The 16,240-nt window shown below is 42.3% G+C and carries 14 protein-coding genes; 13 read left to right on the forward strand and 1 reads right to left on the reverse strand.

Annotated features, from left to right (window positions below; translation table 11 throughout):
* Positions 1-224: 224 nt before the first annotated feature.
* The 13 genes from ACEN82_RS00265 to ACEN82_RS00325 all read left to right on the forward strand — a co-directional run bounded on the left by ACEN82_RS00265 (position 225) and on the right by ACEN82_RS00325 (position 13,997).
* Entirely contained in the window at positions 225-1,079 is an 855-nt protein-coding gene (locus tag ACEN82_RS00265; protein ID WP_413321903.1) for a UDP-2,3-diacylglucosamine diphosphatase, read from the forward strand.
* Between the two features lie 122 nt (positions 1,080-1,201).
* A complete protein-coding gene (locus ACEN82_RS00270) occupies positions 1,202-2,191 on the forward strand; it encodes a glycosyltransferase family protein (protein WP_090534945.1) in 990 nt (329 codons plus the stop codon).
* A gap of 62 nt (positions 2,192-2,253) precedes the next feature.
* Positions 2,254-3,240: a DUF6427 family protein gene (locus tag ACEN82_RS00275; protein ID WP_413321904.1), complete on the forward strand. Its 987-nt coding sequence runs from the start codon at positions 2,254-2,256 to the stop codon at positions 3,238-3,240.
* Positions 3,241-3,340: 100 nt separating this feature from the next.
* A complete protein-coding gene (gene purQ / locus ACEN82_RS00280; RefSeq protein ID WP_413321905.1) occupies positions 3,341-4,033 on the forward strand; it encodes a phosphoribosylformylglycinamidine synthase subunit PurQ in 693 nt (230 codons plus the stop codon).
* On the forward strand, positions 4,033-4,776 hold the full coding sequence (locus tag ACEN82_RS00285; protein WP_413321906.1) for a type III pantothenate kinase: 744 nt from the start codon (positions 4,033-4,035) through the stop codon (positions 4,774-4,776). The genes purQ and ACEN82_RS00285 overlap by 1 nt, the downstream gene beginning before the upstream one ends.
* On the forward strand, positions 4,769-6,091 hold the full coding sequence (gene bamG, locus ACEN82_RS00290; RefSeq protein ID WP_090534951.1) for a BamG family beta-barrel-assembly machinery protein: 1,323 nt from the start codon (positions 4,769-4,771) through the stop codon (positions 6,089-6,091). Before ACEN82_RS00285 ends, bamG begins: the two co-directional genes overlap by 8 nt.
* A 9-nt stretch (positions 6,092-6,100) precedes the next feature.
* Positions 6,101-6,679 carry an LPS export ABC transporter periplasmic protein LptC gene (gene lptC / locus ACEN82_RS00295; protein WP_112651494.1) on the forward strand — a complete coding sequence of 193 codons (579 nt, stop codon included), beginning with the start codon at positions 6,101-6,103 and terminating at the stop codon, positions 6,677-6,679.
* A gap of 103 nt (positions 6,680-6,782) precedes the next feature.
* Complete coding sequence (locus ACEN82_RS00300) at positions 6,783-8,900, forward strand: peptidylprolyl isomerase (protein WP_413321920.1); 2,118 nt, start codon at positions 6,783-6,785, stop codon at positions 8,898-8,900.
* 217 nt (positions 8,901-9,117) lie between these two features.
* Positions 9,118-9,633, forward strand: a complete 516-nt coding sequence (locus ACEN82_RS00305) for a DUF2480 family protein (RefSeq protein WP_090534980.1) — start codon at positions 9,118-9,120, stop codon at positions 9,631-9,633.
* A gap of 93 nt (positions 9,634-9,726) precedes the next feature.
* A complete protein-coding gene (locus ACEN82_RS00310) occupies positions 9,727-10,521 on the forward strand; it encodes a DUF3108 domain-containing protein (protein ID WP_413321907.1) in 795 nt (264 codons plus the stop codon).
* A 14-nt stretch (positions 10,522-10,535) separates the two neighbouring features.
* Positions 10,536-11,099 (forward strand): DUF3109 family protein, encoded by a 564-nt coding sequence (locus ACEN82_RS00315; RefSeq protein ID WP_090534958.1) that lies wholly within the window; start codon positions 10,536-10,538, stop codon positions 11,097-11,099.
* A 146-nt stretch (positions 11,100-11,245) separates the two neighbouring features.
* Entirely contained in the window at positions 11,246-12,382 is a 1,137-nt protein-coding gene (gene gmd, locus ACEN82_RS00320; RefSeq protein ID WP_413321908.1) for a GDP-mannose 4,6-dehydratase, read from the forward strand.
* A 28-nt stretch (positions 12,383-12,410) separates the two neighbouring features.
* Positions 12,411-13,997: a gliding motility protein RemB gene (locus tag ACEN82_RS00325; protein WP_413321909.1), complete on the forward strand. Its 1,587-nt coding sequence runs from the start codon at positions 12,411-12,413 to the stop codon at positions 13,995-13,997.
* A 90-nt stretch (positions 13,998-14,087) separates the two neighbouring features.
* On the opposite strand, the gene dxs is transcribed toward ACEN82_RS00325, so the two are convergent.
* Positions 14,088-16,019 (reverse strand): 1-deoxy-D-xylulose-5-phosphate synthase, encoded by a 1,932-nt coding sequence (gene dxs, locus ACEN82_RS00330; RefSeq protein ID WP_413321921.1) that lies wholly within the window; start codon positions 16,017-16,019, stop codon positions 14,088-14,090.
* Positions 16,020-16,240: the final 221 nt, after the last annotated feature.

Consider the following 16,240-nt stretch of genomic DNA (forward strand, 5'->3'; position numbering starts at 1 on the left):
AGGATAATGTTAAATTTCAGACATTTGTAAAAATCTTTGTGATGAATTTTGAGTATGCTTATTTGGTAGTTATAGGGTTGCTGATCCTGGTCGGCTGCTTTTATGCAAGTCCATATGAATTGACTGTTAACGAAGATGAGGACGACGAGTAATCGTTGCTTTATTAATGAAAATGTTGTTTTCCGGCATATCTTGCCGGCCTGTAAAATAGCCCCCTTAATTTAATGGCAAAACGCGAAGTTGATATTGTAGTAATATCTGATGTGCACCTTGGTACTTACGGCTGTCACGCAAAAGAGTTGCTTAAATATTTAAAAAGCATCAAGCCCAAAATCCTTATCCTTAACGGCGATATTATTGATATTTGGCAATTTAGTAAATCATACTGGCCCGAAGCGCACATGAAAGTGGTGCGCCGCATTCTGAAGTTTGTTACCGATGGCATCCCGGTTTATTATTTAACCGGCAACCATGACGAAATGCTGCGCAAGTTTACCGATTTTAACATGGGCACTTTTCAGCTGCTTGATAAGCTCGTGTTAAATATCGATGGGAAAAAAGCCTGGATCTTTCATGGCGATGTGTTTGACGTTACCATGCAACACTCCAAATGGCTGGCTAAACTTGGCGCTGTTGGTTATGACACATTGATTTTGATCAACAGTTTTGTAAACTGGTTCCTTACCGCTATTGGCAGGCAAAAAATGAGCTTTTCGCAAAAGGTGAAAGCCAGTTTTAAGGAAGCGGTAAAATTCATTAACCAATTTGAGCAAACCGCGGCCGATCTGGCTGTCGATAAACAATACGGCTACGTGATCTGCGGTCACATTCACCATGCCGAAATCAGGGAAATTACGTCTACACAAAATACAGGCTCGGTACTTTACCTCAACTCGGGCGATTGGGTAGAAAGTTTAAGCGCTCTTGAATATCACAATGGCAAATGGAAAGTGTTTAAATACAAGCCGGATGATTTCAATACAGATGCTGATGAAGATGATAAAACCGATTCGGAAGATCTGAACGCTATGCTCGATGTTAAAAACTTGTTGGAGCGCTTTAAACACGAACACGATTAAATTACTTACCGAAAACATTTTTCTTTACTAAATTAAGCCCCTGAATATTGGTGCAGACAAATCAGCGTGTCCGCTGTATCTGCGCGGTACGATCATCATCCTTTTGAAAAGAATTTATTTTAATGAAGATACTGTTTGGTATACAGGGAACAGGTAACGGGCATATAAGCCGGGCAAGGGAAATTGTGCCCCTGCTGCAACAATACGGCGAGGTTGACTTGCTGGTAAGCGGCACCGAAGCTGAAGTATCATTATCACAACCCCTGAAATATCGCTTTCATGGTGTGAGCTTTGTATTTGGTACCAACGGCGGCGTGGATAACTGGGCTACCTGGAAAATCATGAACCTGCGCCAGTTTCAGCGCGATCTGCGGAGCCTTCCCCTGAAACAATATGACCTCATCATCAATGATTTTGAACCTGTAAGTGCCTGGGCTTGTAAATTACGGGGTGTACCGTCGGTATCTTTAAGTCACCAGTGTTCGTTTGTATCGCCCAAAACACCGCGCCCCGAAAAAAAAGACCCGTTTGCGCAATGGCTTTTAAAAAACTATTCGCCTACTACCTATCATGTAGGTTTCCATTTTGAGCGCTATGATACTTTTATCAATACCCCTGTAATCCGGAGCGAAATCAGGCAGATGGAAACCTCCAACCTGGGCCATTATACAGTTTACCTGCCGGCTTATGATGACAAAACACTGCTGAAATATTTAAGTGCCGAAAGAGAGGTTAAATGGCAGGTGTTTTCAAAACGGCAAAAGCAGGCCTACAAATCGGGAAACGTGGAGATCTTCCCCGTAAATAATGAAGCTTTTAACAAAAGCCTGGCAAGCTGTACCGGTTTGCTTACCGGGGGCGGTTTTGAAGGCCCCGCCGAGGCCCTGTTTTTACAGAAAAAGGTAATGATGATACCCATGAAAGGGCAATACGAACAGCAGTGTAACGCGCTTTCGGCCTCCAGGTTGGGGGTTCCGGTGGTGAGCGAAATAAATGATAAGTTTAACGGCCATTTAAACCACTGGATCAACGACAGTAAAAAGATCGTAGTTGATTTTCCGGATGAAACAGCCGCTATTGTTGATAAACTGGTAAAGCAGTATACAAGGTAGTAAAGCATTGCAACTTAAGCGGTTTTTCTGCTAATTTTGCAACCGCAAACACGGCCGCGCATATGATCAATCTTTTCAGGAACTATAATCCCCTTAATATTATATGGCTGGCTATTTTGCTGTTCGTACTCCGGATAGGTTTCATGGTGCAGGTTCCCGAAAAGGTTGAGTTTATTTTTGTAGAACCCTTTGCACGGCTGCTGGTACCCGTAAAATATGAATACGCGTTTTCGCCGCTGCTTAATGTGATACTGGCCGGCGGGCTTGTATTTATCCAGGCTTTATTGCTTAATTCGTTAATTAATCATCATAATTTATTAGGCAAGCCAACCTTTTTGCCGGCGCTGATGTATATCACGCTTTCGGGCTTGTTTACGCCCTTTTTAACTTTAAGCGCCCCGCTTTTATGTAATTTCTTACTCATCTGGATGTTGTTTAAATTATTCAACCTGTATAAGGGGGAGGATGTTAAGTCAACAACTTATGATCTGGGTTTGATCGTGGCGGTGGGGTCGCTTGTTTATTTCCCGTTTATTTATTTGTTCCTGGTTATATGGATAGCGCTTATGATATTCAGGCCGTTTAACTGGCGCGAATGGGTTATTTCGATATTGGGGTATGTAACCGTGTTCTTTTTCCTTGCGGTTATTTATTTTATGAATGATATGCTGCCCCGGTTTAGCCATATCTGGTCGCCCTTAGGCAAAAAATTTCCCGATCATATCAGCATTAATTCCTATAACTACCTGCTGCTGGCGCCGGTTATTGTAATATTAGTGCTTTGTTTTTTTAAGCTGCAGCAAAATTTCTTTAAAAGTTACGTGCAGATCCGTAAAACATTCCAGCTTTTGTTTTTTATTTTTCTGATCACATCACTTTCATTTTATCTCAATTCGGAATTTCGCCTGAGCCATTTTTTGCTTTGTGCAGTACCGGTAACGGTGTTTTTTGCCTATTATTTTTTGTATGCAACCAAGCGCTGGTTTTATGAAATACTGTATTTGTTGTTGTTTATCAGCATCATTTACTTTCAGTTTAACAAATTTTAACTTTTACATTCGTCCTTATTTCGGCGGTTATGTTAGTTTTGTAGCCTGAAACTATATAATAAGCTATTTAGGTTCAACCTCAATTTAAAAAATAATTCTGATGAAGTTTGGAGTAGTTATATTTCCCGGTTCTAATTGTGATGAGGATATCATATATGTATTAGAGAAAGTGATGGGTCAGCAAGTGGTAAGGTTATGGCATAAAGATCATGACCTGCAGGGTGTTGACTTTGTTGTTTTACCCGGTGGTTTTTCATTTGGCGATTACCTGCGTTCGGGCGCTATTTCCCGTTTTTCGCCAATTATGCAGGAGGTTATCCAGTTTGCTGCCAAAGGTGGTTATGTAATGGGTATTTGCAATGGCTTCCAGATATTGACCGAGGCCGGTTTGTTGCCAGGTGCGCTATTGCACAACACTAATCGCAAATTTATTTGCCGCAACATTTACTTAAAACCGCAAACAACACAATCATTACTTACCGCTCAGCTTGATCCGCAGCAACCCTTAAGGATCCCGATAGCACATGGTGAAGGCAATTATTTTGCTGATGCAGATGTGATCAAAGCCCTTAACGATAACGACCAGGTAATGTTCAGGTACTGCGATGAGGCCGGCAATATCACTGCTGATGCAAATCCTAACGGATCATTGGAAAACATTGCAGGTGTTACAAACCTGAGCAGGAATGTATTTGGCTTAATGCCGCACCCGGAACGTGCTGCCGATGGCTTGTTAGCCAATGAAGATGGTTTAGCTATTTTTGAATCAATATTATCAATAGTTAGGGCCTGATGACCAGCCTGGTTATCGATATTGGTAATACACTCATCAAAATCGCGGTTTTTAAACTGGATGAAATACTTGAGGTTAGCCAATATGAAACCATTGATGTGCCGGTACTGGATGCTTTGCTTAACAAATACCATCCTGTTAAGGCAATCATATCGTCGGTAAAAAAAAATACAGAAGCATGGCAGGCCGGACTGGGGCAAAAAATTTCGCTGACGCATTTTAATACTTTAATGACAAGCGGAATAAATAACCATTATTTAACCCCTGAAACCCTTGGGCCCGACAGGCTGGCAGCTGTTATTGGTGCATATCATATATTCCCGGGGCAAAATAGCCTGGTAATAACCGGGGGTACGGCCATTACTTATGATGGTATCGACGCCGCAGGAAATTATTTTGGCGGCAGCATATCGCCGGGCTTAATTATGCGTTATAAGGCTTTGAACAATTATACGGCAGGTTTGCCGCTTATTGAACCCGATGCAGGTTTTGATACGCCATACGGAAACAATACAACCACGGCCATCCGTTCGGGAGTACAAAACGGAATAAAATATGAGCTTACCGGTTTTATTGAAAGTTATAAAACCGGCGAGGGGCAACTGAACATTATACTAAGCGGGGGCGACAGCATTTTTTTTGATACTCTATTGAAAAATAGCATCTTTGCCCGCTACATAAAAATTGAACCATATTTGGTTTTAAAAGGATTAAACGCAGCTATACAAAAGCATAATGATTAAATATACCCGGTTTTTTATAACACTTTTATTGGCTGTTGCCGCTTTTTCAGCACATGCGCAATCAACGGCAACTTCAAGCTCTCCATATTCACGTTACGGTATTGGTGATATTGATCCTCAACTGATGGGCCAAAACATAGGTATGGGCGGTATAGCTGTAGCTACAAACAGGATAAGCCTTTTTAACAATATCAACGTAATAAATCCGGCTTCATACGGTGCTATTAATCTTACAACCATTGATGTTGGCTTATATGCAAATTTTTTAAATCTGTCGCAAACCGGTTCGGCAAGCCAAAAAAACAGCAATTTCAGGCTTAACCACATCGCTTTCGCTATTCCAACTTCAAAACGTTCGGCATTGAGCTTTGGTTTATTGCCATACAGCGAGCGCGGCTATAATTTTAAAAAAACGGTGAATAAATTAGGAACCTCGGGTTCACCTGCCGATACCAACGTAACAAACTACAGTTACAGCGGCGACGGTAGTTTATCAAAAGCATATTTAGGGTATGGTTTTGGTATCGGCAAACACTTGTTATTAGGTGCAAACGTATCGTACATATTTGGTAATATTAAAGATATCGCTACTACCGAAATCCCTGGCCTGGCAGGTGCCATCAACTCAAAAATTGAATCGAGCAATGCCATTGGTGGTATCAACTATGATTACGGCTTGCAGTATTCATTTGATTTTTCTGAAACCAAGCATCTTGTATTTGGCTATTCGGCATCTGCAGGTACAAAACTGCACACGCAAAGCAGCTTTATTGTTAGCCAGTACTTTAACGATGCAAACGGAAACCAGGACATCGCTGCCGATAGCGTGGTTAGCACAACCGGGCCTAAATCAAAACTAAAATTACCGCAGATCAACAGGTTCGGGATCTCTTTCCAAAGTGATGGTAAATTTTTGGTTGGTGCCGATTACTCCATGGGCAAATGGTCCGACTTGTCAATTGCCGGCGTAAACCAGGGTTTACAGGATAGTAAAACTTTCAATATCGGTGGTTCATATACCCCAAACATATCAACCATCAGAAACTACCTTGCCACTGTTGATTACCGCATAGGAGCTATATACGATCAAACTTACATGCACATTAACGGTACTACTATTAAACGTTATGCCGGTACCGTAGGTGTTGGCTTGCCTTTGCGCTCAAATAACGGCAGTTACTATAAAATTAATATCGCGGCAGAAATAGGTCAGCGCGGTTCGTTGGTTAACGGTTTGGTTAAAGAAAACTACGTTAATATTCACCTTGGCTTTACGCTTAACGATAAGTGGTTTACCAAGTATAAATTCGACTAATTCGCTATTATGAGCCGCCCTGCAGTTAACATACCGGCATTATGCCTGTTACTGTTGCCAATGGCGGCTTTCCTGTCTTCGTGCGAAAATGACCTGAAAAAGGTTAGGGAAATTTCAGCTAATGAGGTTGATACTGTAACCCGGCGCACTACAGGGCTTGATCTGATCATGAGCGATTCGGCCAAAGTGGAGATCCATCTTACCGCGCCGCTGATGATCGAATACCAGATCAAGAAGCCTTATAAAATTATGCCTAAAGGTGTAAAGATCGATTACTATGACCGCGGCACAGGCCAGTTTGCCGGTGATATCATAGCCGATACAGGTATCCAGCGCGAGCAGGAAAAATTGATCGAATTTCACGGCAACGTAGTTGCAACCAACGCCAAAGGCGAAACCTTTAAATCAAACGAATTATTTTGGGACCAGGTAACCAAGCGGGTTTACTCTAACAAACCTGTCCAGGCCACACTTAGCGGCGGTAATGTCATGAATGGCAATACTTTTGAAAGTGATGATAAGCTTTTAAACCCTACCTTTAAAAGCAGCACCGGGCTGTTTCATGTTGATGAAAAAGCGACACAATAATGACTTTTTTTAACGAAAATTTTGTGTTATAGAATTTTGTTAAAAATTGTATCTTGCGCCCTCTTAAAAAGAATAGAATAATTATAAATGTAATATGGGTATAATGGGTTTTTTGCGCGAAAGGATGGGGAAGATTCTCGCATTCTTTATTGGTTTCGCGCTGCTTGCATTTATTGTGAGCGAGGTTGTAAGATCGGGCGGTTCCTTTTTCAGGGACGATAGTAACGAGCTTGCCGTTGTAAACGGCGAAAAAGTGCCCTATGACAAATTCAACGAAAAGCTGGAGCAAAACTCTGCACAGTTTAAACAACAGGGACAAAGTATCTCTCCGCAAATAGCAAGCTATCTGCAGGAAACTACCTGGAACCAGTATTTAAGCCAGTTGCTGATAGGCAAAGAAATTGAAAAACTTGGCCTTACTGTTGGTGATGATGAAATGAACGTAATGATCGGTGATAATAATCCCGACCCGCAGATAGCCCGCCAGTTTGCCGATCAGCAAACCGGTCAGTTTGATCGCAGCAGGTATGATCAGTTCAAAGCCTACCTGCAATCAGGCAAAGCCGACCCTGCTCAGAAAAAAGCATGGAGCGATTTTGTGATCGACCTGATAGAAGCTAAAAAAGCTACTAAATACATGACTTTGGTTACCAACGGCCTTTATGTAAACTCGCTTGAAGCTACAGATGATTACGAAGCAAAAAACAAGCTGGCTAACTTTAAATATGTATCGCTTGATTATGCTTCAATCCCTGATGCTAAAGTTACTTTAACCGATGCTGATTACAGCGCATATTATGATGCACACAAAACTTCATTTAAAACTCCGCAGGAGTTAAGGAATTTTGAATACGTTAGTTTTAACGCAGCTCCTTCAAAAGAAGACTCGGCGGCAGTTAAACAACAAGCTGATAAATTAGCCAATGAATTCAAAACTACGCCTAACGATTCGCTTTTTGTGCAAATCAATGCCGAAACCAAAGCGCCTTTGGCTTACCAGCGTAAAGGCAGCCTTGACCCTAAACTGGATACTGCCATGTTTAGCGCGGCTAAAGGTTTTGTTTATGGTCCTTACCTTGAAAACGGCAGCTACAAAATAGCTAAGCTGGTTGATACCAAAACTACGTTTGATTCGGTTAAAACCAGGCATATCCTGATCGACCTTGCGTCGGCAGGTGGTGAAGAAAAAGCTAAAGCTAAAGCCGATTCAATTAAAAAATTAATCCAGGGCGGTAAATCATTTGCCGAGTTGGCAACTACATTCTCTGCCGATAAAGGTAGTGCGGTAAAAGGCGGTGAAATTCCTTCATTTGACGCCAATGGCTCAATGGGCGGTCAGGGCAATTTAGTTCCTGAATATTACAATGCTGCTTATAAAGCAAATAAAGGCGATATTCTTGTTGTGAAATCACAATTTGGCTACCACGTTATCCAGGTTGAAGATCAGAAAGGTTCTGTTAAACTGGTTAAAGTTGGTGTTGTTGATAAGCCGTTAACTGCAAGCAGCAAAACCCAAACTGTAGCTTACAGCAAAGCCCAGGCATTCTTAGCCTCATTAACACCTGATAATTTTGAAGCGGAAGCTAAAAAAGAAGGTTTGAAACCCCATACCGCCGAAGATGTTACCGCGATAGCTTCTGGTCTTCCTGGCCTGGATAACGCGCGTGACGTGGTTAGATGGGCTTACAAAGCCGAAAAAGGTGATATCACTGATAAAGTATTTACCGTAGGCGACCAGTATATAGTAAGCCGCCTTACCGAAATTAAACCTAAAGGTACCTTATCTCTTGAGGCTGTTAAAAAGCAAATTGAGCCAATGGTACGTAATGAGGTTAAAGCTAAACAATTGAAAGAGAAGTTTGACGCAGTTCTTAGCGGTGGTACTTCAATTGACCAGGTTGCCCAAAAAGTGGGCAGCAAGGTAGTTCCGGTTGAAAACATTGTATTTGCCAATCCTATTATCCCAGGTCAATCGGCAGAGTATAAAGTTATCGGTTCAATCTTTGGTTCGGCAATCAACAAAATTTCAAAACCTATTGATGGTGCACAAGGTGTTTATGTATATGTGGTTAATGGTTTCACTAACCCGCCTGCACTAACCAACGCTATTAAACAAAAAGAACAAATTAACCAGGCGCTTTTACAACGTTCACAAGGCCAGGTGCTGGATGCATTAAAAGATAATGCAATTGTAAAAGATAACAGGGCTAAATTCTTCTAAACAAAATTTAAAGTAAATTTGCATCCGGGATCAGCGTTAAGCCGTTCCCGGATTTTTTGTTTAATATACGGTCTGTTGGGCTTTTATATAAAGCAGTTAAGTAGTATTAGCTTTAAACTTTGTGCGTTCTGCTTTCAGCTGCTTATAAAAATATTGATAATCAAGCTAAGCGGCTTTAGGCTTTATGCCTTCAGCTTTTAGCTTTCATATAAAAGATATGGATATCCAGGAAAACATAATAAATAAGGTGGCTCAGAGCGGCCTCGTTACCTTAGACCCGGCCTCTTTTTATCCTGCCGGCGATCGCGTCATTTATGATATTAAAGATAACCTGTTCCATGGCCTGATCCTTCGCGAGAAAGATTTCAGGGACTTTATAAAGGAACATGACTGGGCGCAATATGAGGGTAAAAATGTAGGTATCACCTGCACCGCCGATGCTATTGTACCAGCCTGGGCATATATGCTGCTGGCCAACCGGATGGCCCCTTACGCCCGCGAAATTGTTTTTGGGGATAAAGAGGTATTAGAAACTGTACTTTTTGAAAAGGAAATAGCCAAAGCGGATTTTGAACAATACCGCGGGCAGCGGATTGTGTTGAAAGGTTGCGGCGATACCGAAGTGCCGGTATCTGCTTATGTTGAGCTGACTAAAAAGCTGAGTGCCGTGGTTAAAAGCCTCATGTTTGGTGAACCTTGTTCAACAGTGCCTATCTATAAGCGTAAGGATTAAGTATTTAAGTGGTAGTACGCAATAAAAACAAGTTTAAACCATTTATAATAGCAGTTGTCATATCACAAGTCCTGCTAAAAGGGCTATTAGTCAATGAAGAAACTGCTGATAAATAAATATTTTTTTACTGTACTGCTTTTTATAGCCTGCTGCAAGGGCGGATTTGCCCAGGGACTGAAAAAGATCAACGAGTCGATCTTTAAAGCAGGTGAACAACTGGACTACAAAATGAAATACGGTTTTTTTACCGCTGCCGAAGCCACCATAAGGGTAGAGGCCAGTGATAAGAAATATAATGACCGGCCTACATTTCATCTCGTGGCCGAAGGCAAAACCGCCGGCTCTTTCGACCTGTTTTACAAGGTACGTAACCGCTATGAATCATATGTAGATCAAACAACACTGATGCCCTATTTTTATACAGAAAACAGGCGCGAAGGTAAGTACAGGCATACCGACAATGTTACGTTCGATCAGAAAGATAAAAAGGTAACCGCAAATAAAGGAACGTTCGGGTATAAGGGTGAGTCTTTTGATTTTGTATCGGCTTATTATTTTGCGCGGGCCATTGATGTTTCAAAGCTGCAACAGGGCGATACTTTTGATCTGCAATATTTCCTGGAAGACGGGTTTCACAGTATGCAAATAACCTATGTTGGCACTGAAACGGTTGAGTGTTCGCTTGGTAAGTTTAATTGTCTTAAATTTAGCCCGGCAATTATTCCGGGACGCATTTTCCGGAAAAACAGCAAGTTGTACCTTTGGGTTACCAACGATAAGAACAGGATCCCGGTAAAGGCCCACGTTGAAGTGCTGATAGGCAGCGTAACAATGGACCTGAAATCGGCTACAGGACTTAAATATCCTTTGAACCCTATAAAAGATTGATTTAAAAAAAGATAATGATTGAGGTTGGCAATGTATTACTGCACGAGGATGTAGTAAAAGAGAATTTTGTATGTAATTTAAATAAATGCAAGGGTGCCTGCTGCCTTGAAGGTGACTCGGGCGCGCCACTTAATGCCGATGAACTCGATATCCTGAAAGAGATCTATCCTAAAGTAAAGCCTTACCTTACCGCGAAAGGGATCAAAACCATTGAAAAGGAAGGGGTTTACGTTACCGATTTTGAAGGGGATTATACTACGCCCTGTGTTGATACCAACAAAGAATGCGCCTATGTAATATGGGAAAACGGCATTACTAAATGCGGTATTGAAAAAGCGTATGAAGAAGGTGCCGTTAATTGGAAAAAACCCATATCGTGTCATTTATATCCTATCCGCATAACATCTTATCCCGAGTTTGATGTTTTAAACTATGACCGTTGGAGTATCTGCAGCCCTGCATGCTCATTTGGAGATGAGTTGAAAGTACGCGTTCACGAATTTTTGAAAGATCCGCTCATCCGTAAATACGGAGCAGATTGGTACCGGGAACTGGAAGATACCGTTGCCGGAATTTAATCTTTTGTAAAACTTTTTAGGCCGAATATTTTTTCCTTAAACTGTAGTATAACGCCTTGCCTAAACCTATATATTGAGCGTTATAGGAGTAATTACAATAAAATTGGATATTATTGTACTACCTAATATATCTACGGTCATAATTAATGAAAAAGGCTTTAATAACAGGCATAACGGGTCAGGATGGCGCTTATTTAGCAGAGTTTTTGCTGAAGAAGGGCTATGAGGTACACGGGGTTAAACGCCGCTCATCCTTATTAAATACCGACAGGATAGATCATTTATACCATGACCCGCATGAGTCGGGTGTTAAATTCAGTCTGCATTATGGCGACCTCACCGATTCAACAAATCTGATCAGGCTTATACAGGAAGTTCAGCCCGATGAAATTTATAACCTTGCAGCACAAAGCCATGTAAAAGTGAGCTTTGAAACCCCCGAATATACCGCCAATGCTGATGGTGTTGGTGTACTCCGTATTCTTGAAGCAGTAAGGCTTCTTGATCTCACCAAAAAAACACGTATCTATCAGGCTTCCACATCCGAGCTGTATGGCTTGGTACAGGCTGTGCCGCAAAGTGAAACCACGCCCTTTTATCCACGCTCACCTTACGCGGTGGCAAAACTATATGGCTACTGGATTGTAGTTAATTATCGCGAAGCCTATGGTATGTATGCCTGCAACGGGATTTTGTTTAACCATGAAAGCCCGGTAAGGGGCGAAACTTTTGTTACCCGGAAAATTACCCGGGCAGCATCAAAAATAGCCCTTGGCTCGCAAAACTGTTTGTATGTAGGCAACCTTTCGGCACAGCGCGATTGGGGGCATGCCAAAGATTATATAGAAGCGATGTGGCTGATGCTGCAGCAGGAAACTGCCGAAGACTTTGTAATAGCAACCGGTGTAACAACCACCGTCCGTGATTTTATCAGGATGGCTTTCATGGAGTTGGGTATCGAAGTTGAATTTAGCGGAAAGGATGAGAACGAGCGTGGGGTGATCATTGATATTGATGAGGAAAGGGCCGTTGCGCTTGGATTGAACCTGGAGGCTTTGAGGTTTGGGCAAACTGTTGTAAAAGTTGACCCAAAGTATTTCAGGCCGACGGAGGTTGATCTGTTAATTGGAGATGCTGCCAAAGCTTATAACAAGCTCGGCTGGAAACCAAAATATGACCTGCAGGCATTGGTGACGGATATGGTACTGGCAGATCTGCAACTGGTAAAAAAAGATGAATATCTGAAAAAAGGTGGGTTTAGCACGCCTAATTATTTTGAATAACCGAGTATAAAACCATATAAACCATTATATGAAGAGAATATTTACAAGCATTATTTTACTGCTTTTGAGAAGCGGGTTTGCGAAGGCCCAGTCAATATATCAACCTTATAACTACCAGTTTTATCAGAAACTAAATGAGGATGTTTATTCAACCAAAACAAGGGTACATAGTTCATTAAAACCATTTATGGTTGATGACTCACTTTTGAAAGTTCACTATGACTCATTGATGAACTTAAACGATATTAAAGGGCGTTTTTTTAATGAGCATCAGATTGATGTTAAAAGCAGCAACTCCACCTTCTATGCCGATCTGTTGCCCGACTTCAATCTGAGCCGTGATTTCTCAGGGAAAAAGAACACCAATTTTGGTACACTTGGGATCCAGTTGGGCGGTACCTTCGGAAAAAACTTTTCGTATAATGTGGCCGGATATGAAAACCGCGCGGTATTACCTAATTATTTACAAACCTACGTTAACCAGGTTGGTATAGCCCCCGGGCAGGCCTACGCCGGTATTTACGGCAATGAATACCGCTGGTCATATATCACGGCTAACGTTTCGTATACACCGATAAAGTTTTTGAACATCAGCGCGGGGCGCGATAAAACCTTTGTTGGCGATGGCTACCGGTCATTATTATTATCTGATTATGCATCGCCCTACCCATTTTTCAAGTTAACGGCTACGCTGGGCAATGTGCGTTATATGGCCATGTGGACTTATTTTAATGACCCGCTTTCGGTAAAAGTAGATAACGGGGACAGGAAAAAATTTGGTGTATTTCACTATTTAGACTGGAACGTATCTAACCGGTTATCACTCGGTTTCTTTGATGCGGTGATATGGGCTGCTAAGGATGATTTAGGCCATAAACGCGGGTTTGATTTTACTTACATCAACCCGGTGATATTTTTAAGGCCCGTTGAAGCTTCAAATGGCTCACCCGATAATGCTTTGATAGGCTTTACAGCTAAATATAAGCTAACTGATGGCATCACCGCTTATGGTCAGTTTTCGCTTGACGAGTTTGAGTCTTCAAGCTTCTTTTCAAGTAAAGGGAGCTCGCGCAATAAATACGGATTTCAATTGGGTGTAAGGGGGGGTAACCTGTTTAATGTTAAAGGCTTAAACTATTTGCTCGAGACAAATAATGTTAAACCATATACCTATTCAGAGCGTTCTTCGGTAATCAATTACACTGAAAATGGCGAGCCGATAGGACATCCCTGGGGCGCCAATTTCCGCGAAGTAGTTGGACTGCTTAACTATTCATATAAAAGGTTTGATTTTTCAGGGGAGCTTGACTATGGGCATTACGGGCTTGATATCAATGGCCTGAACTATGGTAAGGACCCCTTTCAGGGTTATCGTGACCCGGCAAGGGTATATGGCAATTACACCGGGCAGGGCCTAACCACCAATATGGTTTACCTGGAGGGAAAAGTAGCCTATTTAATTAACCCTAAATATAACTTAAGGTTTGAACTTGGCGGCCTGGTGCGCCGTGATAAGAACAGTCAGTTCAATGATAAAACATCAATGTTAACCTTTGGTATCCGCAGTTCATTCCGTGCTATATATAATGATTTGGCGAGCTATAAAGTTCATTAAATGAGCCCTGCGTGATTAAAGAATTTTAACAAAACATAAAAAGCGACCATCAGTCGCTTTTTATGTTTTGTACGTAATAACAATTTTGCATTACGACGCTATCGTATTCACATTGCGTTTCTCAGTCATGTTACGTACTTGCCTGGCTATACCGTTGGCATCAAAGCCACAGTCGGCCCATAGTTCGGGCTGGTCGCCATGTTCAATAAACTTGTCAGGGATACCCAGGCGTTTAACCTGGATATTGGTATAGCCATTATCGGCCATAAATTCAAGTACCGCGCTACCCATGCCGCCTTCAATGCAGCCGTCTTCAACGGTAATTACTTTATTAAAGTTTTTGAATACGTCATGCAGCAAAGCTTCATCAAGCGGTTTTACAAAGCGGAGATCGTAATGGGCCGGGTTATAACCTTCGGCATTGAGTTCGGCAGTGGCCTTAATCACCTCGTTGCCGATAGCGCCAATAGACAGGATAGCCACATCATCGCCATCACAAACCTTACGGCCTTTGCCTACGGGGATGGCTTTGAACGGACGCTGCCAGTCAACCATAACTCCATTACCACGTGGATACCTGATCACGAATGGCCCCATGTTTTCCTGCTGGGCAGTAAACATCAGGTTGCGCAGTTCTTCCTCGTTCATGGGGGCAGATACCACCATATTGGGGATACAACGCATGTAGGCCATGTCATAAGCGCCATGGTGGGTAGCGCCATCAGCCCCTGCAAATCCTGCACGGTCAAGGCAAAACACTACATTAAGCTTTTGTATGGCCACGTCATGGATCACCTGGTCATAAGCCCGCTGCATAAAGCTGGAGTAAATGTTGCAGAACGGAATGAGCCCCTGGGTAGCTAAACCGGCAGAGAAAGTTACCGCATGCTGCTCGGCAATACCTACGTCAAACGCACGGTTAGGCATGGCCTTCATCATCAGGTTTAATGAACAACCTGATGGCATCGCCGGCGTAATACCCATGATCTTAGGGTTTTGCTCGGCCAGTTCAATGATACTATGCCCAAACACATCCTGGTATTTAGGAGGCTGAGGCTTGTCGTATTTAGTTTTTTTGATTTCGCCGGTGATCTTGTCAAACAAGCCCGGAGCATGCCACTTGGTCTGGTCTTTTTCGGCAAGGGCATAGCCTTTACCTTTCACCGTGATACAGTGTAGTAATTTAGGCCCTGGAATATCGCGCAGGTCCTTTAAAACTTTTATCAGATGATTAACATCATGCCCGTCAATAGGGCCAAAATAACGGAACTTAAGCGCTTCAAAAAAGTTGCTCCGTTTAAGCAGGGTACCTTTAATACTTTTTTCGAGTTTTTGGGCTACTTTAAAGGCATCCGGGCCAATGGATGATAGCTTGGCCAACACGTGGGCAATATCGTCCCTGAAGCGGTTGTATGGCTTTGACGTGGTTATGTCGGTCAGGTACTCTTTCAATGCACCAACGTTAGGATCGATGGCCATGTTATTGTCATTCAAAATCACCAGCAGATTGGAGTTTTCAATGCCGGCATGGTTAAGTGCTTCAAAGGCCATCCCTGCGGTCATCGAGCCGTCGCCAATTACGGCTACATGCTGCCTGTCTGTTTCGCCTTTATAATGAGAGGCAACAGCCATGCCCAATGCGGCAGATATAGAAGTTGATGAATGGCCTACACCAAAGGTATCATATATGCTTTCCGAACGTTTTGGGAAGCCGCTGATGCCACCATGAATACGGTTGGTGTGAAACTCATCACGGCGGCCGGTAAGTATTTTATGGCCGTAAGCCTGGTGCCCAACATCCCAAACTAACTGATCGTATGGCGTATTAAGTACGTATTGTAGCGCTACGGTAAGTTCAACCACACCCAGGCTGGCGGCAAAGTGCCCGCCATTAACTGATACTACGTCAATAATATACTGGCGTAGTTCCTTGCATACCTGTTCAAGCTCCGTTTCATTAAGTAGCTTTAAATCAGATGGATAATTTATTTTTTGTAATAAATTCCCGGCCGGTACCTGCATTGACATTCGTAAGGATATTTAACCTGCAAAATAAACTAATTATTGTTACATTCAGGGTATATAAAGATATTAAATTACTTAACAAACAGGATATGCCAAACAAAACAGTTTGATTAAGGCATATTATGATGATCAACAGAAGCCGTGGATTGTTTGTTTTTAAACCTGAGAGTCTGTGCTTTGCAGCTTAATTCTTACTGCGATGAATCCGGCCGAAATGT

Source organism: Mucilaginibacter sp. Mucisp73, assembly GCF_059491465.1.

Bases quoted from the DNA above. Each gene is read 5' to 3' on its own strand.
- dxs (WP_413321921.1), bottom strand. From the start codon at position 16,019: ATGCAGGTACCGGCCGGGAATTTATTACAAAAAATAAATTATCCATCT.
- ACEN82_RS00270 (WP_090534945.1), top strand. From the start codon at position 1,202: ATGAAGATACTGTTTGGTATACAGGGAACAGGTAACGGGCATATAAGC.
- gmd (WP_413321908.1), top strand. From the start codon at position 11,246: ATGAAAAAGGCTTTAATAACAGGCATAACGGGTCAGGATGGCGCTTAT.
- ACEN82_RS00300 (WP_413321920.1), top strand. From the start codon at position 6,783: ATGGGTTTTTTGCGCGAAAGGATGGGGAAGATTCTCGCATTCTTTATT.
- ACEN82_RS00305 (WP_090534980.1), top strand. From the start codon at position 9,118: ATGGATATCCAGGAAAACATAATAAATAAGGTGGCTCAGAGCGGCCTC.
- ACEN82_RS00325 (WP_413321909.1), top strand. From the start codon at position 12,411: ATGAAGAGAATATTTACAAGCATTATTTTACTGCTTTTGAGAAGCGGG.
- lptC (WP_112651494.1), top strand. From the start codon at position 6,101: ATGAGCCGCCCTGCAGTTAACATACCGGCATTATGCCTGTTACTGTTG.
- ACEN82_RS00265 (WP_413321903.1), top strand. From the start codon at position 225: ATGGCAAAACGCGAAGTTGATATTGTAGTAATATCTGATGTGCACCTT.
- bamG (WP_090534951.1), top strand. From the start codon at position 4,769: ATGATTAAATATACCCGGTTTTTTATAACACTTTTATTGGCTGTTGCC.
- purQ (WP_413321905.1), top strand. From the start codon at position 3,341: ATGAAGTTTGGAGTAGTTATATTTCCCGGTTCTAATTGTGATGAGGAT.
- ACEN82_RS00275 (WP_413321904.1), top strand. From the start codon at position 2,254: ATGATCAATCTTTTCAGGAACTATAATCCCCTTAATATTATATGGCTG.
- ACEN82_RS00315 (WP_090534958.1), top strand. From the start codon at position 10,536: ATGATTGAGGTTGGCAATGTATTACTGCACGAGGATGTAGTAAAAGAG.
- ACEN82_RS00285 (WP_413321906.1), top strand. From the start codon at position 4,033: ATGACCAGCCTGGTTATCGATATTGGTAATACACTCATCAAAATCGCG.
- ACEN82_RS00310 (WP_413321907.1), top strand. From the start codon at position 9,727: ATGAAGAAACTGCTGATAAATAAATATTTTTTTACTGTACTGCTTTTT.